At 61.4% G+C, this 22,706-nt stretch carries 20 protein-coding genes; 6 read left to right on the top strand and 14 right to left on the bottom strand.

The window, feature by feature from the left end:
- Positions 1-86: 86 nt before the first annotated feature.
- From hflX to AB4N98_RS09845, 7 genes are all read right to left on the bottom strand, one after another.
- Positions 87-1,388: a ribosome rescue GTPase HflX gene (gene hflX / locus AB4N98_RS09815; RefSeq protein WP_017526419.1), complete on the bottom strand. Its 1,302-nt coding sequence runs from the start codon at positions 1,386-1,388 to the stop codon at positions 87-89.
- 12 nt (positions 1,389-1,400) lie between these two features.
- Positions 1,401-1,661, bottom strand: a complete 261-nt coding sequence (gene hfq, locus AB4N98_RS09820; protein WP_003188059.1) for an RNA chaperone Hfq — start codon at positions 1,659-1,661, stop codon at positions 1,401-1,403.
- Positions 1,662-1,755: 94 nt separating this feature from the next.
- Positions 1,756-2,727 carry a tRNA (adenosine(37)-N6)-dimethylallyltransferase MiaA gene (gene miaA / locus AB4N98_RS09825; protein ID WP_017526420.1) on the bottom strand — a complete coding sequence of 324 codons (972 nt, stop codon included), beginning with the start codon at positions 2,725-2,727 and terminating at the stop codon, positions 1,756-1,758.
- Positions 2,727-4,643, bottom strand: a complete 1,917-nt coding sequence (mutL, locus tag AB4N98_RS09830) for a DNA mismatch repair endonuclease MutL (RefSeq protein ID WP_017526421.1) — start codon at positions 4,641-4,643, stop codon at positions 2,727-2,729. Before mutL ends, miaA begins: the two co-directional genes overlap by 1 nt.
- Entirely contained in the window at positions 4,643-6,064 is a 1,422-nt protein-coding gene (locus AB4N98_RS09835; RefSeq protein WP_135196327.1) for an N-acetylmuramoyl-L-alanine amidase, read from the bottom strand. Before AB4N98_RS09835 ends, mutL begins: the two co-directional genes overlap by 1 nt.
- A 15-nt stretch (positions 6,065-6,079) precedes the next feature.
- Positions 6,080-6,550, bottom strand: coding sequence for a tRNA (adenosine(37)-N6)-threonylcarbamoyltransferase complex ATPase subunit type 1 TsaE (tsaE, locus tag AB4N98_RS09840; RefSeq protein ID WP_460149402.1), 471 nt, complete (start codon positions 6,548-6,550; stop codon positions 6,080-6,082).
- On the bottom strand, positions 6,538-7,398 hold the full coding sequence (locus AB4N98_RS09845; RefSeq protein WP_065879444.1) for an NAD(P)H-hydrate dehydratase: 861 nt from the start codon (positions 7,396-7,398) through the stop codon (positions 6,538-6,540). The genes tsaE and AB4N98_RS09845 overlap by 13 nt, the downstream gene beginning before the upstream one ends.
- Positions 7,399-7,461: 63 nt before the next feature.
- Here AB4N98_RS09845 and queG point away from each other — a divergent pair, with 63 nt between their 5' ends.
- Positions 7,462-8,526 carry a tRNA epoxyqueuosine(34) reductase QueG gene (gene queG / locus AB4N98_RS09850; RefSeq protein WP_135196329.1) on the top strand — a complete coding sequence of 355 codons (1,065 nt, stop codon included), beginning with the start codon at positions 7,462-7,464 and terminating at the stop codon, positions 8,524-8,526.
- Here queG and AB4N98_RS09855 read toward each other — a convergent pair.
- Both AB4N98_RS09855 and orn read right to left on the bottom strand, forming a co-directional pair.
- Positions 8,523-9,140 carry a trimeric intracellular cation channel family protein gene (locus AB4N98_RS09855; RefSeq protein WP_175404229.1) on the bottom strand — a complete coding sequence of 206 codons (618 nt, stop codon included), beginning with the start codon at positions 9,138-9,140 and terminating at the stop codon, positions 8,523-8,525. The two genes, queG and AB4N98_RS09855, sit on opposite strands and share 4 nt — an antisense overlap.
- Positions 9,141-9,315: 175 nt before the next feature.
- Positions 9,316-9,858 (bottom strand): oligoribonuclease, encoded by a 543-nt coding sequence (gene orn / locus AB4N98_RS09860; protein ID WP_017526427.1) that lies wholly within the window; start codon positions 9,856-9,858, stop codon positions 9,316-9,318.
- 109 nt (positions 9,859-9,967) lie between these two features.
- Here orn and rsgA point away from each other — a divergent pair, with 109 nt between their 5' ends.
- The gene (gene rsgA / locus AB4N98_RS09865) at positions 9,968-10,999 is read left to right on the top strand and encodes a small ribosomal subunit biogenesis GTPase RsgA (protein ID WP_003171340.1); all 1,032 of its coding nucleotides are present in this window, start codon (positions 9,968-9,970) and stop codon (positions 10,997-10,999) included.
- 51 nt (positions 11,000-11,050) lie between these two features.
- Here rsgA and motB read toward each other — a convergent pair whose 3' ends face one another.
- Positions 11,051-12,070, bottom strand: coding sequence for a flagellar motor protein MotB (gene motB, locus AB4N98_RS09870; protein ID WP_017526428.1), 1,020 nt, complete (start codon positions 12,068-12,070; stop codon positions 11,051-11,053).
- A 3-nt stretch (positions 12,071-12,073) separates the two neighbouring features.
- Positions 12,074-12,925 (bottom strand): flagellar motor stator protein MotA, encoded by an 852-nt coding sequence (gene motA, locus AB4N98_RS09875; RefSeq protein WP_017526429.1) that lies wholly within the window; start codon positions 12,923-12,925, stop codon positions 12,074-12,076.
- A 167-nt stretch (positions 12,926-13,092) separates the two neighbouring features.
- Between motA and AB4N98_RS09880 the strand changes: the two genes are divergently transcribed.
- From AB4N98_RS09880 to asd, 3 genes are read left to right on the top strand one after another with little or no spacing between them, the layout of a single operon-like run.
- Positions 13,093-14,628 (top strand): HDOD domain-containing protein, encoded by a 1,536-nt coding sequence (locus tag AB4N98_RS09880; protein WP_017526430.1) that lies wholly within the window; start codon positions 13,093-13,095, stop codon positions 14,626-14,628.
- Between the two features lie 57 nt (positions 14,629-14,685).
- Positions 14,686-15,507 carry a rhodanese-like domain-containing protein gene (locus tag AB4N98_RS09885; protein ID WP_137220166.1) on the top strand — a complete coding sequence of 274 codons (822 nt, stop codon included), beginning with the start codon at positions 14,686-14,688 and terminating at the stop codon, positions 15,505-15,507.
- Between the two features lie 8 nt (positions 15,508-15,515).
- Positions 15,516-16,376 carry an archaetidylserine decarboxylase gene (asd, locus tag AB4N98_RS09890; protein WP_017526432.1) on the top strand — a complete coding sequence of 287 codons (861 nt, stop codon included), beginning with the start codon at positions 15,516-15,518 and terminating at the stop codon, positions 16,374-16,376.
- A 119-nt stretch (positions 16,377-16,495) separates the two neighbouring features.
- On the opposite strand, the gene serB is transcribed toward asd, so the two are convergent.
- Positions 16,496-17,710 carry a phosphoserine phosphatase SerB gene (gene serB, locus AB4N98_RS09895; RefSeq protein WP_017526433.1) on the bottom strand — a complete coding sequence of 405 codons (1,215 nt, stop codon included), beginning with the start codon at positions 17,708-17,710 and terminating at the stop codon, positions 16,496-16,498.
- A gap of 133 nt (positions 17,711-17,843) precedes the next feature.
- Here serB and AB4N98_RS09900 point away from each other — a divergent pair, with 133 nt between their 5' ends.
- The gene (locus tag AB4N98_RS09900) at positions 17,844-19,373 is read left to right on the top strand and encodes an AhpA/YtjB family protein (RefSeq protein ID WP_017526434.1); all 1,530 of its coding nucleotides are present in this window, start codon (positions 17,844-17,846) and stop codon (positions 19,371-19,373) included.
- 120 nt (positions 19,374-19,493) lie between these two features.
- Here AB4N98_RS09900 and AB4N98_RS09905 read toward each other — a convergent pair whose 3' ends face one another.
- Both AB4N98_RS09905 and parC read right to left on the bottom strand, forming a co-directional pair.
- On the bottom strand, positions 19,494-20,201 hold the full coding sequence (locus AB4N98_RS09905) for a PqiC family protein (protein ID WP_026067142.1): 708 nt from the start codon (positions 20,199-20,201) through the stop codon (positions 19,494-19,496).
- A gap of 176 nt (positions 20,202-20,377) precedes the next feature.
- Positions 20,378-22,642 (bottom strand): DNA topoisomerase IV subunit A, encoded by a 2,265-nt coding sequence (gene parC, locus AB4N98_RS09910; protein ID WP_065879446.1) that lies wholly within the window; start codon positions 22,640-22,642, stop codon positions 20,378-20,380.
- Between the last annotated feature and the right edge of the window lie 64 nt (positions 22,643-22,706).

Here is a 22,706-nt window from a genome sequence, read left to right on the forward strand (position 1 = left end):
ATCTGATAAAGCAAAGACGCACCCACGGCGCGCCGACCAATGCTACAGAATGCCTGCTACTGCGGCACAACCGCTTTCGGAGGCTTTTATTGCAAAGTGTGTTGTTCGATGAACTCTGTCGGTACAACGCCTTCACGGCTGACCAGCCGATTGAGCTCCGAGCGCGGCAATCGAACGGCCAGCAAGCTGACACCTTCTTCGTCGTGTTCTTCTTTCTGTACCGCGCCCAGCTCGAAAAACTGTGCACGCAGTCGAGCAAAACGCTGAGGCAAGCGCAAGGTGCCGACAAACAAATCGCTGCCGAGCAATTCGGCAATGGCTTGTTCAAGCAGCTCCAAACCACTGCCATCGCGCGCCGACAGCCATACCCGTTGGGGCTTGCCGTTCTCGTCGCGCTGAATTTGCGGCTCAACGCCCTCAAGCAAATCGAGTTTGTTATAGACCTCGAGGATCGGCAAGTCCTGGGCCCCGATCTCGCCCAACACCACCATTACCTGCTCGATCTGCAACATGCGATCCGGCTCAGCCGCATCGATCACGTGCAGCAGCAGGTCGGAGTTGCTCGACTCTTCGAGCGTAGACCGAAATGCCTCGACCAGTTTGTGTGGCAGGTGGCGAATGAAACCCACGGTGTCGGCCAGGACAATCGGCCCCAGGTCGTCGATATCCAGACGGCGCAAGGTCGGGTCGAGGGTGGCGAACAGTTGGTCGGCCGCGTACACGTCGGATTTGGTCACGTTGTTGAACAGCGTGGACTTGCCGGCGTTGGTATAGCCCACCAGGGAGACGGTCGGGATATCCGCACGTGAACGGCCACGTCGCGATTGCTCGCGCTGGCTACGTACTTTTTCCAGACGCCCCTTGATCTGGCGCAGGCGAACCCGCAGCAGGCGCCGGTCGGTTTCCAGTTGGGTTTCACCAGGGCCGCGCATGCCGATACCGCCACCCTGACGCTCAAGGTGAGTCCAACCGCGAACCAGCCGCGTGCTCATGTGGTCAAGCTGGGCCAGTTCGACCTGGAGCTTGCCTTCATGGGTACGGGCGCGCTGGGCGAAAATATCGAGAATCAGGCCGGTACGGTCGATCACGCGACACTCGAAAACACGTTCGAGGTTACGCTCCTGACTGGGCGTGAGGGTATGGTTGAAGATCACCAGATCGGCTTCTTCGGCGTGTACAAGGTCGCGCAGCTCCTCGACCTTGCCGCTGCCAATCAGGTATTTGGCGGTTGGCCGATGACGCGGCACGTTAAAAAACGCAACGGTCTCGGCGCCGGCAGAATTTGCCAACTCCTGAAACTCCTGCGGATCTTCGCGCGCCTCAGGGTCCTGTCCATCCAAGTGAACGAGGATCACTCGCTCACCACCACCGTGGCGCTCAAAGAACAAAGGAGACTCCTATCAGGCGTTACCTGGCTCAGCGTCACCCTGTTCATCACCTGCTGCGCTAGGCAGACGGATTGGACGAACTGGAACGACTGTCGAGATAGCGTGTTTGTAGACCATTTGGCTGACGGTGTTTTTCAGCAGGATCACGAATTGGTCGAACGACTCGATCGTGCCTTGCAGTTTGATACCGTTGACCAGGTAGATGGAAACCCCCACTTTCTCTTTACGTAAAGTATTCAAGTAAGGGTCTTGTAGCGAATGCCCTTTTGACATGTGCCGCACTCCTTTAAGGATCAATAATAAAAAATCGGAAAATAGGTAGCTCATGGCCGTCACACCCCCAAGGATAGACGGCAATTGCAAGGACTCAGCTCAATATGGAGACCGTTCCCAAGTATTTCAAGGTGCGTGACAGATTGTCGCTGTCCAGACTGTCCAACCAGTGCAAATCGCTCCAGCTGCGCAGCCAGGTGAACTGGCGCTTCGCCAATTGGCGCGTGGCAATGATGCCGCGCTCCTGCATTTCGGCTGACGTCAGCTTGCCATCCAGATGGTCCCAGACTTGGCGGTAGCCTACAGCACGTATCGAAGGCAGCCCTGGGTGCAGGTCACCTCGTGAACGCAGTGCTACGACCTCGTCGATAAACCCCTGTTCCAACATAATTGTGAATCTTTGTGCAATTCGATCATGCAGCACCTGGCGATTTGCCGGAGCGATAGCCAGATTCGCCACAGTATAGGGCAATTGTGACTGTCCAGATGCGCCTGCATCAGCACTTTGCGCAGTTTGTTTCAGCCGCAGTTCAGTCATGGTCTGGCCGCTGACACGCCAGACTTCCAAGGCACGGCTGAGCCGCTGGGGATCATTCGGGTGAATCCGCGCGGCGGATACCGGATCCACCGCCGCCAACTGGTCGTGCAGGGCTTGCCAGCCAAGGCGTGCGGCCTCTTCTTCGAGTTCTGCGCGCACTCGGGCATCGGCGGCCGGCATGTCAGCCAAGCCTTCCTGTAAAGCCTTGTAATAGAGCATCGTGCCGCCCACCAGCAGCGGGATGTTGCCCCGCGCCGTGATTTCAGCCATGGCGGCCAGCGCGTCAGTACGAAAATCCGCGGCGCTATAGCTCTCGGCCGGGTCGATGATGTCGATCAGACGGTGCGGATGCTCGGCAAGCAGCTCCTTGGAGGGCTTGGCGGTGCCGATATCCATGCCCCGGTAAACCAGGGCAGAGTCGACACTGATCAGTTCGCATGGCAACACCTTCGTCAGCTCGATGGCCAGGTCGGTCTTGCCGGCGGCCGTGGGGCCCATCAGGAAGATTGCGGGGGGCAAGGCGCTCATCAACGCCCGCGCAAAAACAATTTGTCCAGATCGTCCAGGCCCATCTGGGTCCAGGTCGGTCGGCCATGGTTGCATTGACCGCTGCGCTCGGTGTTTTCCATATCACGCAGCAAACCATTCATTTCCGGCAGGGCCAGGCGGCGATTGGCGCGGATGGCACCGTGACAGGCCATGGTGCCGAGCAATTCGTTGATATGCGCCTGGATACGGTCACTCGTGCCGTACTCCATCAGGTCCGCCAGCACGTCGGCCACCAGCCGGTTGGCTTCGGCTTGCTTGAGCAGCGCAGGAATCTGGCGGATCGCGAGGGTTTCTGGCCCCAGGCGTTGCAGTTCGAAGCCCAGCTTCTGGAATACGCTGTGGTGTTCTTCTGCGCAATCGGCTTCACGCTGGCTCACGGCCAGGGACTCCGGCACCAGCAGTGGTTGGCCGCTGAGGCCTTCGCTGGCCATGGCAATCTTCAGGCGTTCGTACATGATTCGCTCGTGGGCGGCATGCATGTCGACCAGCACCAGCCCGTGGGCGTTTTCAGCGAGGATATAGATGCCTTTAAGCTGCGCCAGCGCATACCCCAGCGGCGGAATATCCCCGCCGCCTTCCGGCAAGGACGCCGCCGCACCCGGCTCGCCCCCCGGCAGTGGCGCAAAGAATTCGCGATAGGCCGCCTGGGCCTCAGCCACCGGTACCGCTGACTGCGGGCGCGGCGTGTATTGATATTGATAACCCGCTCCGGCACCGGAACCCGGCGCGGTATAGGCCGGCTGCGACTGCGGCGTTTGCAGCAGGTTGCCCGCCAGGCTCATTTCGCCCTGAGGGCCGAACTCACCGGCCTCGGGACCGCTCGGGCGCACCACCGCCGTCACAATCGGTGCCGACAGTTGATCGTCCGGGCGCACATCGCCCAAGGCTCGGTGCAAGGTGCCGTACAGGAAGTCATGCACCATGCGCCCATCACGGAAGCGCACTTCGTGCTTGGTCGGGTGCACGTTGACGTCGACCACCGCAGGGTCGACCTCGAAAAACAGTACGAACGTCGGGTGCCGCCCGTTGAACAACACATCGCGATACGCCTGGCGCACCGCGTGGGCGACCAGTTTGTCGCGTACCGCGCGGCCATTCACAAAGAAGTACTGCAAATCCGCCTGGCTACGGGAGAACGTCGGCAACCCGACCCAGCCCCACAGGCGCAGGCCATTGCGCTCGATCTCAATCGGCAGCGCCTGCTCCAGGAAACCCGCGCCACAGATCGCCGACACTCGACGCGCACGTGCCGCCTCGTCATGGGCTTCGTGCAGGCTGAGGATGGTCTTGCCGTTATGGCGCAGGTGAAATGCCACGTCGAAGCGCGCCAGGGCCAGGCGTTTGATGACTTCTTGCAGGTGATCGAATTCGGTCTTTTCGGCCTTGAGGAATTTGCGCCGCGCGGGGGTGTTGAAGAACAGGTCGCGCACCTCCACCGAGGTACCCACCGGATGCGCCGCCGGCTGGACCCGAGGCGCCATGTCGCGGCCCTCGGTCTCCACTTGCCAGGCCTGCTCGGCGCTGCGCGTGCGGGACGTAAGCGTCAGGCGGGCCACAGAGCTGATCGAGGCCAGGGCCTCACCGCGAAAACCCAGGCTCATCACCCGTTCAAGGTCTTCCAGGTCGCGGATCTTGCTGGTGGCGTGGCGGGCCAGGGCCAGCGGCAGGTCATCGGAGGAGATGCCGCTGCCGTCGTCGCGCACGCGCAGTAACTTGACGCCGCCCTGCTCCACGTCGACATCGATGCGCTTGGCGCCGGAATCGATGCTGTTTTCCAGTAGCTCCTTGATCACCGATGCCGGGCGCTCGACGACTTCGCCCGCCGCGATCTGGTTAGCCAGGCGCGGGCTGAGCAATTCAATACGCGACCCGCTGTTCAGGGTTGATTCGCTCATTACTGTGCCGCCAATTCAGTGCCGGGGATGGTCAATACCTGGCCGACTTTCAGCTCATCCGTCTTCAGGTTATTGGCATTGCGCAACGTCGCCGCCGACACCTGGAAACGCACCGCCAACATCGCCAGGGTGTCGCCGGGCTGAACGCGATGGTCACGCGGGCCCTGGGCAATTTTGCCGGAGTCGCGCAGCCAGGCGATGTAAGTGCCCGGCGGCGGGTTCTGCTGGAAGAACTGGCGCACACCCGCGCTGATGGAGCGCGCCAACGCTTGCTGGTGACTGGCACTGGCGAGCTTCGAGGCTTCGTTGGCGTTGGAGATAAACCCCGTTTCCACCAGGATCGAGGGAATATCCGGCGACTTCAGCACCATGAACCCGGCCTGCTCCACACGCTGTTTGTGCAGGGAGGTCACACGGCCGATGTTGCTCAGGACCTTCTGGCCCACGTTCAGGCTGGAGGTCAGCGAGGCGGTCATCGACAGGTCGAGCAGTACGCCGGCGAGCATCTTGTCTTTGTCATCGAGGGACACGTTGCCGGCCCCGCCGATCAGGTCGGAACGGTTTTCGCTGTCGGCCAGCCAACGAGCGGTCTCGGACGTGGCGCCGCGATCAGACAAGGCAAACACCGAAGCGCCGAACGCAGCGGTCGACGGCGCCGCATCGGCGTGGATCGACACGAACAGGTCAGCGCCTTTCTTGCGGGCGATTTCGGTACGCCCGCGCAATGGAATGAAGTAGTCGCCGGTACGGGTCAGCTCGGCGCGGTAGCCTTTCATGCCGTTGACCTGGCGTTGCAGTTCGCGGGCAATGGCCAATACCACGTCTTTTTCATGCTGCCCACGTGAGCCGGAGGCGCCCGGGTCTTCACCGCCGTGGCCGGCATCGATCACCACGATGATGTCGCGCTTGCCGGCCGGCGCCGGTGGTGGTGGCGGCAGCTTGACCTGGGGTTGCGACGGGTTCACCGGCACCGCAGGCACAGTCGCCACGCTCGGGGTTGGCGCAGGCGGGGGTGCGGCATCGGCGGCGTTATCGAACAGGTCGACCACCAACCGGTTGCCATACTGGGCATTCGGGGCCAGGGAGAAGCTTTTCGGCGTCACGACTTTTTTCAGGTCGATGACCACGCGCAAGTCGGTCGGCGTGCGCTGGGCCGAGCGCATGGCGGTGATGGGGGTATTGGCGGTGGACACCTTCAGCGGCGCGGCCAGGGTTGCACCGTTGATGTCGATCACCAGGCGATCAGGCGCCGTGAGGGTAAAGACACTGTGCTGGACCGGGCCAGACAGGTCGAACACCAGTCGCGTGTTATCCGGCGCTCGCCACAGGCGCACACTCTTTACCTGTGAAGCAGCCAGAGCATTGACAGTCATTGCCGCAAGCAACACCCCTACGACAGCAACCAACGCGCGAAAGCGCATACCTAACCCCACCAATTATTTGAATTCCAATGCCAGAGCGGCACACCACGATTCACCGCGCGGGCTCTGGGGCAACAACTTCAGCTGACGTCCATGCTCATGCGGCGTAATGGTAATGGTCAGGTCCGGCTTTGGCAAAAAGCCTGTGCCTTTATCTGGCCATTCAATCAAACACAGCGGGTCTTCATCGAAGTAATCACGGATGCCCATGAACTCCAGCTCTTCGGGGTCCACCAAGCGATAGAGGTCGAAGTGAAAGGCGCGCAGGTCGCCGATCTCATAGGGTTCGACCAAGGTAAACGTCGGGCTTTTTACCGCGCCCGCATGGCCCAGCCCGCGAATAATCCCGCGGGATAACGTGGTCTTGCCCGCCCCCAGGTCGCCTTCGAGGAAGATCAACCCCGCCCCATGGGTGAGCTGGGCAATACGACGACCCAACGCGACCATGGCGCCTTCATCGGCCAGGAAAAGAATTACTTCAGGCACGGCGACTGCTCCTCCAGCAATTGACGAATGGCAGGTATGAGATCGCTGGCTGCCAAGCCGCGACCCAAGGTGCCTTGGCGCTGCCCCGCCGTGGCGTGCAACCACACAGCCAGGCAACTTGCTTCATAAGCCGGCATGCCCTGGGCCAGCAATGCCCCCACCAGGCCGGCCAACACATCGCCCAGGCCCGCCGTGGCCATTGCCGGGTGGCCCTGATCACAGCGGGAAACCCGCCCATCCGGGCTGGCAATCAAACTGCCAGCACCCTTGAGGACAGCGACGGCATTAAATGTCTGGCTCAACGCGCGCGCCACCTTAAGCCGGTCGGCCTGAACCTCTGCTGTCGAAATGCCCAGCAGGCGCGCAGCTTCCCCCGGATGCGGTGTGATCACGCAATTGGCCGGAAGGTTGACGCTACCCGTGGCCAACTGATTCAAGGCGTCCGCGTCCCACACTTGCGGCTGGCGCGCATTGGCGGCGACCGACAACAGGCTGCTACCCCACGAGGCTGCGCCCAAGCCGGGGCCGATGACGATGACCGAGATTTTTTCCAGCAGGCCCATCAGTTGATTGGCAGAACTTACGCCCACGGCCATGAGTTCCGGCAAGCGCGCCAGCGCGGCGGGCACGTGCTCAACGCGGGTGGCCAGCGACACCATGCCCGCGCCACTGCGCAAAGCGCTTTCGGCACTCAGCAACGCTGCGCCGCCGAGGCCACGGTCGCCGCCGATCACCAACAGGTGGCCGAACCGGCCTTTATGGGCGTCCGGAGAACGCGCAGCCAGTTGCGGCAAATGCCCGTGCAACAAGAGCTGAACGTCGGTTATTGGGTGTTTTGTCTGAGGCATGCGTCTTCAAGCTCCGATGTCTGGCAGAATTATACGCATCTAACTTGTGGTTTCCCGTGTCTCATGCCTGCTATTACCTCCGATCTGCCCGCCCTCGCCCAATCGATCAAAGACTGGGGTCGCGAGCTGGGCTTTCAACAAGTCGGCATCAGCGGGCTGGACCTGGCCGAGCATGAACAGCACCTGCAACGCTGGCTCGACGCGGGCTACCACGGCGAAATGGACTACATGGGCGCCCATGGCAGCAAACGTTCCCACCCCGAAGAGTTGGTACCGGGCACCCTGCGCGTGGTGTCGCTGCGCATGGATTATCTGCCAGGCGACTCCCAAATGGCGCAGTTGCTCGCTCAGCCGGAAAAAGCCTACATCTCGCGCTATGCCCTGGGCCGTGACTACCACAAGCTGATCCGCAAGCGCGTGCAGCAACTGGCCGACCGCATTCAGGCGCAGATCGGCCCGTTTGGCTTTCGCGCCTTTGTCGATAGCGCGCCCGTCCTGGAAAAAGCCATTGCCGAGAAAGCCGGGCTGGGCTGGATCGGTAAAAACACCCTGGTGCTCAATCGCAAGGCCGGCAGTTACTTCTTTTTGAGCGAGCTGTTTGTCGACTTGCCGCTGCCGGTGGATGCTCCCCACAGCACCGAACACTGCGGCCGCTGCACCGCTTGCCTGGACATCTGCCCGACCGATGCCTTTATCGGCCCCTACGTGCTGGACGCCCGGCGCTGCATTTCATACCTGACCATCGAACTCAAGAGCGCGATCCCTGAAGACCTGCGCCCGCTGATCGGCAATCGGGTATTCGGCTGCGATGACTGTCAGATCGTTTGTCCGTGGAATCGTTTCGCTCGCCCCACCACCGAAAGCGATTTCAAACCACGGCATAACCTGGATAACGCTGAACTGGCCGAGTTGTTTATGTGGGATGAGGATAAATTTCTCAGCAGCACCGAAGGCTCCCCCCTGCGCCGCGCCGGTTACGAGCGTTGGCTGCGTAACCTGGCGGTGGGCCTGGGCAATGCGCCTTCGAGTATTCCGGTGCTGGAAGCCTTGAAGGCGCGCAGGGACTATCCATCGGAGTTGGTGCGCGAACACGTGGAATGGGCGCTGAACAGACACGCTACGCGTTAGTGCACATCATCGTTGTAGACGAACTTGGGCATTTCCCAATGAAAGCGGATCGCCAGCAGTCGCAATAGAAAGCCGCTGAACAGCGTCAGCAGAATCGCCTGCTCGCTGGGCAACTCCAGATAAAGGCACAGCAAGTAGAACCACGCAGCGAGGAACGACACGCTGGCATACAGCTCACGACGGAAGATCAACGGGATGTCGTTACAGAAGATATCCCTCAGGATGCCGCCGAATACCCCGGTAATCACGCCGCTGACCGACGCCACCAGCATGCCGTGGCCCATTTCCAGGGCAGTCATGCAGCCGATCAGGGTGAAGGCCACCAGGCCGACGGCGTCCAGCGCGAGAAACAGCGAGCGCAGGTGGCGCATCAGCGGCGCGGCAAAGATCGTCACCAGCGCCGCAACCGAGGTCAGCACCAGGTATTCGGGGTGCTTGACCCACGTCAGCGGGTAGTGCCCCAGTAACACGTCGCGCACCGAACCGCCCCCCAACGCCGTCACACAGGCGATCAGCACCACGCCGAACCAGTCCATGCCACGGCGCCCCGCAGAGAGGGCGCCGGTCATGGCTTCGGCGGTGATGGCAATGAGGTAGAGCATCAGCAGCATGATGGTGATCCTGGCAGAGAGGCCGGCAGTCTAATCATTTGCCGAGGGCACCAAAAGGGGGCACTTGGCGATAAACCGCGTCGCCGACCATCGGGAGCAAGCCCCCACATTTGAAATGTGTTCACAAATCAAAATGTGTGGGCTTGCCTACGATGGCGTCAGCTCAGTCGCTACAGCTTCAGGCCTTGATGAAATGCTTGCGGTAATGCTGCAGCTCGGCGATCGACTCGCGAATATCATCCAGCGCCAGGTGAGTACTGCCTTTATGGAAGCTGTCTTTGACCTCCGGCGCCCAGCGTGCGGCCAGCTCTTTGAGCGTCGAGACATCCAGGTTGCGGTAGTGGAAGTAGCTTTCGAGCCCTTTCATGTGCGTATAAAGGAAGCGACGGTCCTGGCAGATGCTGTTGCCACAGATCGGCGATTTGCCCTTGGGCACCCATTTTTCCAGGAAGGCGATGGTCTGGGCTTCGGCTTCGGCCATGCTGACGCGGCTGTCGCGCACACGCTGAGTCAGGCCGGAGTTGCCGTGGGTGCGGGTGTTCCACTCGTCCATGGTGGCCAGCACGGCGTCGCTGTGGTGGATGGCGATCACCGGACCTTCGGCCAAGGTGTTGAGGTTGCTGTCGGTGACAATGGTGGCCATCTCGATGATGACGTCGGTGTCGGGGTTCAGACCGGTCATTTCCAGATCGATCCAAATCAGGTTCTGTGGGTTTTGCATGGCTTGATTCTCTTGGCACCTTGGCGTAGCTGCGCAGTTTAGCAGGCGGGGCCGTGCTAGACTCGCGACCGTTTTACCCAAACCTTTGCATTATCGACACGGAACACCAATGGCCAAACGCCAGCTCAACCGCCGCCAAAACTGGCGCATCGAAAAGATTCAAGGTGAACGCGCCGCGCGCGCCGCCAAACGTGAATCCTCCGCCGTAGAAGCGCTTGAAGGCGGCGACCTGGGCCCCGAGCAAACGGGCCTGGTAATCGCGCACTTCGGTGTGCAGGTCGAAGTCGAGGCGCTGGAAGGCGAACTCGCGGGCTCAGTCTCCCGTTGCCACCTGCGCGCCAACCTGCCGGCGCTGGTGACCGGCGACAAAGTGGTATGGCGCGCCGGCAACCAGGGCATCGGCGTGATCGTCGCCCAGTTGCCACGCACCACCGAACTGCGCCGGCCCGACAGCCGCGGCCAGCTCAAGCCGGTGGCGGCCAACGTCGACATGATCGTGATCGTATTCGCCCCCTTGCCCGAGCCTCATGCCAACCTGATCGACCGCTACCTGGTAGCCGCCGAACATGCCGGCATCCGCCCGTTGCTGTTGCTGAACAAGTTCGACCTGATCGACGAACAGAACGCCCCTGCGCTGAATGCGCTGCTGGCGGTCTACCGCACCTTGGGCTACCCGGTGCTGGAAGTGTCGGCCCATCACGGCAATGGCATGGAACAACTGCAACAGCAGTTGGACGGACGCATCAGCGTGTTTGTCGGCCAGTCCGGCGTGGGTAAGTCGTCGCTGGTCAACAGCTTGCTGCCCGAGGTCGACACCCGTGTAGGCCCGCTGTCGGAACTGTCCGGCCAAGGTACGCACACCACCACCACCGCGCGGTTGTTCCACTTCCCCGGCGGCGGCGAACTGATCGACTCCCCGGGCATTCGTGAATTCGGCCTCGGCCACGTGAGCCGCAGCGATGTGGAAGCGGGCTTCATCGAGTTCAACGACCTGATTGGCACCTGTCGCTTCCGCGACTGCAAACACGACCGCGAGCCGGGTTGTGCGTTGCTCAAGGCCCTGGAAGACGGCCGCGTGCAGCAGCAGCGAATGAACAGTTATCGGTCGATTATTGCGAGCTTGCCGGAGAGCAGTTACTAAACCGCCGAAACAACAAGGCCGCGATTATCGCGGCCTTGTTGTATGTGAAGCCTAGGATCCCGTCCCAGGCACCGTAGGGTCTTTCACCCCACCATCATCAAACAGATTCAATTTCTGACGCAGCTCATGCGCCGGCAAGGGTTCTTGCCCTGGCGGGATGGCGTTCGGGTCGGCCGGTACTTCGCCGGGCGCGCCAGCACCAGGGGTCGGTTGTGGCGGTGGGGGCTGATCACCCTCAATCGCACGCTGGGCCTTTTTGGTCAGCACGACGATATCGATGCGCCGGTTGGCCGGGTTGAACGGATCCTTGTGATCAAACAGCTGCGAGGATGCAAAACCCACCACGCGCGCGACTTGCGGGTCCGGGTAGCTGCCGGCTACCAACGCGCGACGTGCGGCGTTGGCGCGGTTGGCCGATAGCTCCCAGTTGCCGAAGTCACCCTGGCCCGCATACGGCTTGGCGTCGGTGTGACCGCTGATGCTGATCTTGTTCGGCACCGTCTTGATGGTGTCGGCCATGGCCAGCAGGATGTCTTCGAAATACGGCTTCAAGCGTGCGCTGCCGGAGTCGAACATCGGCCGGTTGGCGGCGTCGGTGATCTGGATGCGCAAGCCTTCCGGAGTGATTTCGAACGAAATCTGATCCTTGAATTTCAGCAACTGCGGGTTTTCTTCGACCTTGTTCTGCAACTCTTGCAACAGCAACTCAAGGCGCTCTTGCTCGACCTGCTCGGCCATGGCCTCGACGGTATCGCGCTCGATCGGGATTTTTTCCTGGGGCGCCTCGGTTTTGACTTCGGGGTTGATGGTGCGCTCAGGCGCCAATTGCGGCGAGCCGCCCAGATCGATCACGAAAGGCGTGCCGCTTTCCGAAAAGCCAATCGGGTCTTTGAAGTAGCCGGCAATGGCGATTTTCTGTTCGGGCGTGGCCGTCGACATCAGCCACAGCACCAGGAAGAACGCCATCATCGCCGTCGCAAAGTCGGCGAAGGCGATTTTCCAGGCGCCACCATGGTGCCCCGCAGCGAAGCGCTTGACGCGCTTGATGATTATCGGCTGGTTGTTTTCCATGGCTTAGCGACCGCGAACCGCTTGTTCCAGCTCGGCGAAGCTTGGGCGATGCTTCGGGTACAGGACCTTGCGACCGAACTCCACCGCCAGCGACGGCGGCATGCCGGAAGCGGACGCCACCAGACTGGCCTTGATCGATTCGTAAAGGTTGATTTCTTCCTTGGCATCATGGGCCAGGGAGGTCGCCAGAGGGCCGAAGAAACCGTAGGCCGCGAGAATACCGAAGAAGGTCCCCACCAACGCCGCACCGACGTGCATGCCGATGGCCGCCTGGTCACCCTCACCCAGGGAGGCCATGGTCACCACAATACCGAGTACCGCCGCGACGATACCGAAACCGGGCATGCCGTCTGCGACGCCGGTCACGGCGTGGGACGGATGCTCCAGCTCCTCTTTAAGGCTGAACAATTCCATGTCGAACAAGCCTTCAAGCTCATGGGGAGCCATGTTGCCGGAGGACATGATGCGCAGGTAATCACAGATATAAGCGGTCATGCGCTCGTCTTTGAGCACGGCCGGATACTTGGCGAAAATCGGGCTGGCCGCGGCGTCCTCGATGTCAGCCTCGATGGCCATCATGCCTTCGCGGCGGCTCTTGTTGAGGATCTCGTACACCAGCCCCAGCACTTCCAGGTAGAAGGTGTGGGTAAAGCGCGAACCAAACATGGCCAATGACTTCTTGATCACGTGCATGGTCATGTAGCCGGGGTTGGCCTGCAGGAAAGCGCCCAGTGCCGCACCACCGATAATCATCACCTCGAAAGGCTGGATCAGTGCCGCAATTTTACCGTGGGACAGGACGTACCCGCCGAGCACGCTCGCGAAGACGACGATGATGCCGATAATTTTAGCCATAGGAGATGAGTACTTGCGCCGTCGGGTTCATGGACATATTTGGGGGAACTGAAAAACTCTTGTTCTACTTATCGGCAAAACTGCGCCAGACTATAGCCCGTTAAGGCGAAAAGCCAGTTCGGCCCGCTCCGGGCGTGTTGACCGCATGTGATGATCGCGCCCCAATCATGGCTAATAAAACGACAGTCCCATCTGTAAGACCTCTCTCTCTCGCCGCTTGGATCAAGTGCCTGGACGAAGTGCCGCTGCCTGTTCCCCAGGCCAGCCACGACCGGGTGTGCAAGGCGATCCGCGACAGCCGCAGTTCGTTGCGAGATATTGCCGAACTGATGCAAAACAGCCCAGCCCTTGTACTCAGCGTGATGCGCGAGGCAAACAGCCATACCCATGGCAGCCTGACGGAGCCGGCGGAAAATCTCGAAGTGGCGCTCAACCGCCTGGGCCTCAAGCGCGCCGAAGAACTGCTGGCGCGCCTGCCCTCGGTGCCGGCCCAAGAGATCCCCATTGCATTGCGTCAATTGTTGCTGGTGAGCCAGCATGCATCGCAACAAGCCAACGGTTTGTTCGGCAGCCGCCTGGCACGGTTGTGGCAAGACATTCACTGGGGCAGCCTGCTGTTTCTGTCGCCGCTGTGGCCGATGGCCGTTGCCCACCCCAAGCTTCTCGAAGAGTGGGAGCTGCGCGTGATTCACAAGGGCGAGTCGGCACGCAAGGTCGAGCAGCAATTGTTCGGCGTACGCCTGCTGGACCTGTGCCTGGCACTGACCGAAACCTGGCACCTGCCGATCTGGGTGTCCCAGGGTTATAACCTGCTGAAGAACGAGCAACGGTTGCTGGTCAAGGCGCTGCATATCGCCCGTGAAGATGACCCGTTGCGCCATCAGCAGTTGCTCGACGCCGAGCCCAACCTGCGCCGCTGGCTGAACCAGCCGGCCAATACCGTGCTGCTGGCCAACGGTTTGGCGATGTCCGCGCAAGAATCCTGGACCTGCCCGCACACACAGCGCTGGCAGTACCTTACAGCTCTGTATCTGCAACAACCGCTGGCTGAGGTGCAGCAACACTCGCATCAACAAGCCGTCACCAGCGCTCGCACCACGCTGATGCCCGACCTCTGGCACCCGGCGCTTTCGCTGATCTGGCCGTGGCATGTACAGAAGATCCATCGCGGCCTGCTGCCCGCGCCGCCGCCCACCGCCGAAGCCTTGGCGGTATGGCGCAACCGCTGCACCGAACTGCTGGTGGAGCCGAGCCGTTTTGCCAACGCCATGCATTTGACCACGTGCGCCAAAGAAGCCCTGGTGGCCAGTGGCATGCAACGGGTGTTGTTGTTCATGGCCGATCGCGCCTTGAGCACGCTGCGCGTACACCAAGCCGACGGCCTACCTAAAGACGCCGCCAACCTGAGCCTGGACGTGGTCAACAGCACACTGCTGCAGCGCCTGCTGGAAAAATCCGCCCAAGTGCGCCTCACACCGGACAATCATGCGCAGTTCTCGGCCTTGCTGCCGCCGATCCTGCGTCGCCTGTTCAACGGTGAGCACCTGTTGTTGCGTTCCATGAGCTGCAACGGTCGCGTGGTGATGGTGATGATCGCCGACCAGGGCGGTGGGCCGTTCTCGGAAACCACCGTGCAAGCCTTCGGCAAAACCGCGCAGTGCATCGAGAAAGCCCTGCACAGCTTTACCAACCGCAGCGTCTGATGCTTGCGCTACAATCGCCCTCCTTTATCGCCAACATTTGTGCCCAGGAGACCTCACATGCCTGACTTCTCTGGCTTGCCGCTGGTGATCGAACCCAGCGACCTGATCGGTCGCCTTGATACCGAACACCTGATTCTGGTGGACCTCACCAGTGCCGCCCGCTACGCCGAAGGGCATATCCCGGGGGCGCATTTCGTTGACCCCAAGCGCACCCAGTTGGGCCAGCCGCCGGCACCCGGCCTGCTGCCCCACAAAGCCGACCTGGAAAAACTCTTCGGTGAACTGGGCCACACCCCGGATGCCACCTACGTGGTCTATGACGACGAAGGCGGCGGCTGGGCCGGACGCTTCATCTGGATGCTCGACGTGATCGGTCACCCGAAATACCACTACCTCGACGGCGGCCTGCTGGCCTGGCTGGCCGCTGAGTACACCGTGTCGACCGACGTGCCGCCAGCGCGCGGCGGCCCGGTCAGCCTCACGCTGCACGATGGCCCCACCGCCACCCGCGAATACCTGCAAAGCCGCCTCGGCGCCGCCGACCTGGGCATCTGGGACGCACGCGGCCCGCTGGAATATTCCGGCGAGAAGGTGCTCGCGGCCAAAGGCGGGCACATCCCCGGCGCCGTGAACTTCGAATGGACCGCCGGCATGGATAAGGCGCGCAGCCTGCGCATCCGCCGCGACATGCCGCAGGTCCTTGAAGAGCTTGGGCTGACCCCCGACAAAGAAATCATCACCCATTGCCAGACTCACCACCGCTCTGGCTTCACCTACCTGGTGGCCAAGGCGCTCGGTTATCCGCGAGTCAAAGGTTATGCCGGTTCCTGGGGCGAATGGGGCAACCACCCCGACACCCCCGTTGAGATTAAGGTTTAAGGACAGTTATGAAAAAGCAGTTGTTTATCCTCAGCCAGTACTTGCTGCCGCACCATCTGCTGTCGCGCCTGGCCGGCTGCATTGCCGAGTGCCGCGTGCGCTGGTTCAAGAACGCCTTCACCACCTGGTTCGCCAAACGCTATCAAGTGGACATGTCCCAGGCACTGGTTGAAGACGTAACCGCCTACGAGCACTTCAACGCGTTCTTCACTCGCGCCCTCAAAGACGGCGCGCGCCCGCTGGACCAGGCCCCTGGCGCCGTACTCAGCCCCGCCGATGGCGCGGTCAGCCAGCTTGGCCCGATCGAACATGGTCGTGTGTTCCAGGCCAAGGGCCACAGCTTCAGCGTGCTGGAATTGCTGGGCGGCGACGCCGCTGTAGCGGCGCCGTTCATGGGCGGCGACTTTGCCACCATCTACCTGTCACCGAAGGACTACCACCGAGTTCACATGCCGCTGGCCGGCACCCTGCGCGAGATGGTCTACGTGCCGGGCCGGATCTTCTCGGTCAACCAGACCACCGCCGAAAACGTACCGGAACTGTTTGCGCGCAATGAGCGTGTTGTGTGCCTGTTCGACACCGAGCGCGGCCCGATGGCGGTGGTATTGGTCGGCGCGATGATCGTGGCATCGATTGAAACCGTGTGGGCTGGCCTCGTCACGCCGCCCAAGCGCGAGCTGAAAACCTTCCGCTACGACGAAGCCGCGCGTGCGCCGATTTATCTGGAGAAAGGTGCCGAGTTGGGCCGCTTCAAGCTGGGCTCGACCGCCATCGTGCTGTTCGGGCCGGATCAGGTGAAATGGGCGGAAGAATTGGTGGCCGGTTCGCCGGTGCAGATGGGCCAGGGTATCGCACTGCCCAACGCCTGACCTGACGCCAATCCAGGTCAATTGTGGGAGGGGGCTTGCTCCCGATAGCTGTGTTTGAGTCAACTCATCGGGTGACTGATCCACGGCCATCGGGAGCAAGCCCCTTCCTACATTTTCAGTTACAGCTGCCCGTCGCGGTCGCGAAAGCCCAGCAGGTACAGCACACCGTCCAGCCCCAAGGTCGAAATCGCCTGCTTCGCCGATTGCTTCACCAACGGCTTGGCGCGAAACGCCACGCCCAACCCGGCAATCGCCAGCATCGGCAAGTCATTCGCGCCGTCGCCGACCGCAATGGTCTGCTCCAGGCGCAAGCCTTCCTTATGGGCCAATTCCTTCAACAGATCCGCTTTGCGCTGGGCGTCGACAATCGGCTCCACCGCCACACCGGTCACTTTGCCATCGACCACTTCCAGCTCATTGGCGAAGACGTAGTCGATGCCCAACTTGGCCTGCAATTGTTTGGCGAAGTAGGTAAAGCCACCGGACAGGATCGCAGTCTTGTAGCCCAGGCGCTTGAGTTCGGCGAACAGCGTTTCGGCGCCTTCCGTCAGGCGCAGCGACGCGCCGATGGAGTCCAGCACGCTCACATCCAGGCCCTTGAGCAGCGCCAGGCGCTCCTTGAAGCTGGCGCGGAAATCCAGTTCACCGGCCATGGCGCGCTCGGTGATCGCGGACACCTGTTCACCCACACCGGCGGCCTTGGCCAATTCGTCGATGACTTCGGCTTCGATCAGTGTGGAATCCATGTCGAACACCGCCAGGCGACGGTTGCGGCGGAACAGCGAGTCTTCCTGGAAGGCGATATCGACATTCAACGCCTGGGCCACGCTGAGGAACTCGGCGCGCAAGGCTTGCGGGTCGGCCGGCTCACCCCGCACGGAGAACTCGATGCAACCCTTGCCCTGATGAGCGGGTGTGTCCAGCGGCATACGGCCCGACAGACGGTCGATGTGGTCGATATTCAAACCGTATTGCGCGGTGATCGAACTGACGCGTTGCAACTGTTCAGCCGTGACCTTGCGAGTCAACAGCGTGACGATGTGGCGTTTCTTGCCTTGGCCGGCCACCCAATGCTGGTAGTCCTCCTCGGACACCGGGGTGAAACGCACCTGTTGATCCAGCTTGTACGCTGTGAACAGGATGTCCTTGAGCACGGACGAGGCCTGCTCGGTGCTGGGAATTTCCACCAGGATGCCGAACGACAGGGTGTCGTGAATCACAGCCTGGCCGATGTCGAGAATGTTCACACCACCCTGGGCCAGCACACCGGTAATGGCAGCGGTGAGACCCGGACGGTCAACACCCGTGATGTTTATCAGGACAATTTCGCGCAAGGCGCACCCCCAGGCTGGAAAAAAACCGCATTCTACCCACTTTCAGTGACCATCGGGCACAGCCAGCGCTTTGCCGGTCTTGGGCCTGTCGCTATACTGCGCGTCAACTTCACGGACCGAGAGCCGAGCGCAAGTGAACCGGCCCACGCCAGTAAAAACCGATAACTTCTTCCTGCTGATCTTCCGGGCACTGCGCCACCGCCGTGTACCGATCGCATTACGCATCGCCAGCCATAACGTGATCCTGGTCGCCCTGGCCCTGGTGATTTATGCCTGCGTGATGGGTTTGCAGTTCAAACAGGCCATGCACGAGCAAGCCGACGCCCTGGGCGAGAGCTTGACCACTCAGACCGCCACATCGGCGACTGAACTGTTGGTGTCCAACGACATCCTCAGCCTCAACGTGCTGCTCAACAACCTGACCAAGAACCCGCTGGTGGCCCACGCCGCCATCTACAGCGTGGACAACCGGATCATGGCCGAAGCCGGGCAGCGCCCGAAAAACGGCCTGCTGGGCGAGGCCGAAGGCCTGTACCAGAGCAATATCACCTTTCAGGATGTAAAGGCCGGCCAACTGCGCATCAGCCTGGACATGCAGCAATTCCAGCAGCCGATGACCATTAGCCTGCAAAGCATGGGCATCCTCAGCGCAATCCTGCTGGCCCTGGCTCTGGCCTTGAGCCTGCGCCTGGGTCGGCATATCTCTACACCGCTGATGCAATTGCGCATCTGGCTGCGAGATATCGACGAACACACCCCGGCCACTGATCGCCAGGACGAAATCGGCGACATCGCCCGCCAACTGCACGCCAGCTTCGCCCCGGAGCCGGCACCCCAGGTTGAACCTGAACCCGAGTTCGACGACAGCGATTACGACGACGAACCCGAGTTTGAAGTACGCGACCTGCGCGATCCGGGTTTTGACGAAAGCGCACCCGCCGCCCGCCCGAAGCCTGCGCCGCGCCATGTGGTCAAGGCCGAAGAAGACGAACTGGACGACGAAGACCCCTTCGCCGATCTGCGCGACACGTCAAACGACAGCGCTGCCGTGACGCCAAAGCCCGCGCCGGCGCGCAGCACCGAGCCTCAGTACAGCGCCGTACTGGCCGTGCAATTGGGCGCCCAGGACCAACTGCGTCGCCTGCCCCGCGCGCGCCTGACCGAGTTATTGGAACGCTACCGCGACTGCCTCGACCAGGCCGCCTCGCTGTACCAGAGCGAGCTGCATACCCTCAATGACGGCAGCACGCTGATGCTGTTCCACAGTGAAGACAGCGGTGAGGATTACCTGACCAACGCCATCTGCTGCGGCGAGTTATTACGTGCGCTGGGCCATGAGCTGCAGATCGAAGTGGCGGACAGCGGCATCACCCTGCAACTGCAACTTGGCTTAACCGTGGGTGACGACCTGTTTGGCATGAGCCAGATCGACCTGCTGCTTACGGAAATCGCCCAGGACGCCCTGGCCTTGTCCCAACACAGCCGCAACCTGTTGCTGGTGGAGCGCAAGATCAGTGAAGACACGCTGATCCGCCAACGCGCGCGCATCCGCCCGATTGCCAGCCCTGAAGGCGCCAGCTGTGTGGAGCGTCTGATGGAGCCGTACCCATCGATGCTGGAGCGGCAGTTGGCGCGGATGCATGAGACCCGCGCCAAGCCGTGAAGAATGTGGGGTGGGGCTTGCCCCCTACCACATTTGGGATCTGCACAGGCTTCAAGTAAATCGCGCACAAACAAAAAGGCCCGCTGAGTAAGCGGGCCTTTTGTTTGTGCGCGATTCAGGTCAGAACCTGAACACTTCCATATCCGTACGGATCGGCGTAGCCATCGGCATCTTGGGCTTCTGCGGCTCGGCCGGTTTGGCCTGAGCCGGGGCTTGCTTGCGTGGTGCCTCGGCAATCGGCGGTTGGTTGGCCAATGGCTTGAGGGCCACCGACAACTGCTGCGCCAAGTGCTGCAACAGCACGCCCTGGGCCTGAACCTGGGATGCTGTCGTGCCCGTGTGTTCTTCCTGCAGATGAACGATGCGGTTATCACGCACCTGGCCACGGCGGTCGATCAGGCGCCACTGCGCATCAAGGATCGCCGGCTGCGAAGTACCGGAGTCGAGCCGGGTGATGGTCAGCAACACCTGCACGTCCGGGGTAAAGCCAGTTGGCGCAGGCGAGAGGACCACACGCTGGCTGTCCAACTGACCCGCTACCTGGCGCAACATCAATTGGTTGATGTCGGACGACAAACTGCCCGCCCAACGACCATCGGTGGAACCTTGCAGACTGCCGTCGTTCTGACGTTGCAGCAGGGTTTCGCGTTGCAGATAGTCGGCTACGACCACCGGCCCCAGCAACACGGCCATGCCGGCGGTTTGTGCTGGTTGCGCCGGACTTCCGCTGTCCAACTGGTACAGCGACACCGGTTGGTGGGTGCTGCAACCCGCCAACCCCAAAAGGCCAGCGAGCATGAAAATAAAAGGAAGGCGTGGAGCAGTCATCATCCCATCCAGGTGGCTGCCACAAGGCGAACCACAATGTAATACTAAAAATAACCTAAACACGCTCGGCCACGCCGGCGCTGGAAAGGGCATATCATCCGTGAATATGCGCCATGACTCCAGCGCCAAAGCGTCGATCTACCCGTTAAATCGTAGATCGAGGGCTCTAATCCGGCTTAAACCGGCGTTTCCACCAACAAAGCATCCACACGCTGGAAGCCTCGAGGCAGTTTGTTACCGCGCCTGCCACGCTCACCCTTGTAATGTTCCAGGTCGTCGGGACGCAACGATAGCGTGCGTTTGCCGGCCTGGAGCACCAGGGTCGAGCCCTCGGGGATCACCGCGATGTCGGTCACGTACTCTTCGCGACTGGCCACCCGCTCCCCTGGTATACCAATAATCTTGTTGCCCTTGCCTTTGCCCAACTGCGGCAGATCGCTGATCTTGAACACCAGCAAGCGCCCTTCGGTGGTCACCGACGCCAGCCAGTTGCCTTCGCGATCATCCACCGGCCGCGGCAGGATCACCTTGGCATTATTCGGCAGGCTCAACAGCGCCTTGCCCGCCTTGTTCTTGGCCTGCAGGTCTTCGCCCTTAACGACGAAGCCGTAGCCCGCATCGGAAGCGATGACGTACAACGAGTCATCGTCCGGCAGCAGCACACACTCAAAATTCGCGCCCGGTGGCGGTGTCAGGCGCCCGGTCAGCGGCTCGCCCTGCCCCCGTGCGGATGGCAAGGTATGCGCCGGCACCGAATAACTGCGCCCCGTGGAGTCGATAAACACCGCAAACTGGTTGGAACGCCCGGCAGCGGCGGTTTTAAAACCATCGCCCGCCTTGTAAGACAAGCCAGTGGCGTCAATATCATGCCCTTTGGCGGAACGAACCCAACCCTTTTCCGACAGAACGACGGTAATTTTCTCGTTAGGCAGCAGTTCGGTTTCTGTCAGAGCCTTGGCTTCGGCACGCTGAACAATCGGCGAACGGCGGTCATCGCCATAGGTTTCGGCGTCTTTGATCAGCTCGCTGCGTACCAGCTTTTTCAGCTTGGCTTCGCTGCCCAGCAGCGCTTGCAGCTTGGCTTGTTCCTTGAGCAGCGCGTCCTGTTCGTCGCGCAGCTTCATTTCTTCGAGTCGCGCCAATTGACGCAAGCGGGTGTCGAGGATGTAGTCGGCCTGGATCTCGCTCAGCTCGAAACGCGCGATCAGCTCGGCTTTGGGGTGCTCGGCGGTGCGGATGATATGGATCACTTCATCCAGGTTGAGGTAGGCGATCAGCAAGCCGTCCAACAGGTGCAGACGGCGCTCGACCTTGTCCAAGCGAAATTGCAGGCGACGACGAACGGTCTGTACCCGGAACTCAAGCCACTCCACCAGCAGGTTGCGCAGGTTTTTCAGCTGCGGCTTGCCGTCCAGGCCAATGATATTGACGTTGACCCGGTAGCTGGACTCAAGGTCCGTGCTGGCAAACAGATGCTGCATCAGCACTTCGTGATCGACCCGGCTGTTGGTCGGGATGATCACAATGCGGCAAGGGTTTTCGTGGTCGGACTCGTCACGCAGGTCGGCCACCTGGGGCAGCTTCGACGGTTTGGCCTGCATCAACGCGGCGATCTGCTCCAGCACCTTGGCGCCGGACACCTGATGCGGCAGCGCGGTCACAATAATGTCGCCATCTTCGACGTGGTACACGGCGCGCATGCGCACCGAGCCCTTGCCGGTCTCGTACATCTTCAGCAGGTCGGCGCGCGGGGTGATGATTTCCGCTTCGGTCGGGTAATCCGGGCCCTGGATGTGCTCGCAGAGCTGCTCGACGGTAGCCTTGGGCTCATCGAGCAAGCGCACACAGGCCGTGGCGACTTCGCGCAGGTTGTGCGGCGGCACGTCGGTGGCCATGCCGACGGCGATGCCGGTGGTGCCATTGAGCAGGATATTCGGCAAACGTGCCGGCAACACCAGGGGTTCGTCGAGGGTGCCGTCGAAGTTCGGGCCCCAGTCAGCGGTGCCCTGGCCCAGTTCGCTCAGCAGTACCTCCGAATAACGCGACAACCGTGCCTCGGTGTATCGCATGGCGGCGAAGGACTTGGGATCGTCCGGCGCCCCCCAGTTACCCTGGCCGTCCACCAGCGTGTAGCGGTAGCTGAACGGCTGGGCCATCAGCACCATGGCTTCGTAGCACGCCGAATCGCCGTGGGGGTGGAACTTGCCCAGTACGTCACCGACGGTACGCGCCGACTTCTTGTGCTTGGAATCGGCGTCCAGGCCCAGCTCACTCATGGCGTAGATAATGCGCCGCTGTACGGGCTTGAGGCCGTCGCCGATGTGCGGCAATGCACGGTCCATGATCACGTACATGGAGTAGTTGAGGTAGGCATTTTCGGTGAAGTCAGCCAGCGACCGGCGCTCTACGCCGTCTAAGCTGTCTGCGAGGATGTCACTCATGCGGGCCTCATCATTATTGGGTGAGGCGCAGCGGAAATGCCGCCGCGCCGGGTCAATTCAATTG

It is taken from the genome of Pseudomonas sp. S3_E10 (assembly GCF_054667615.1).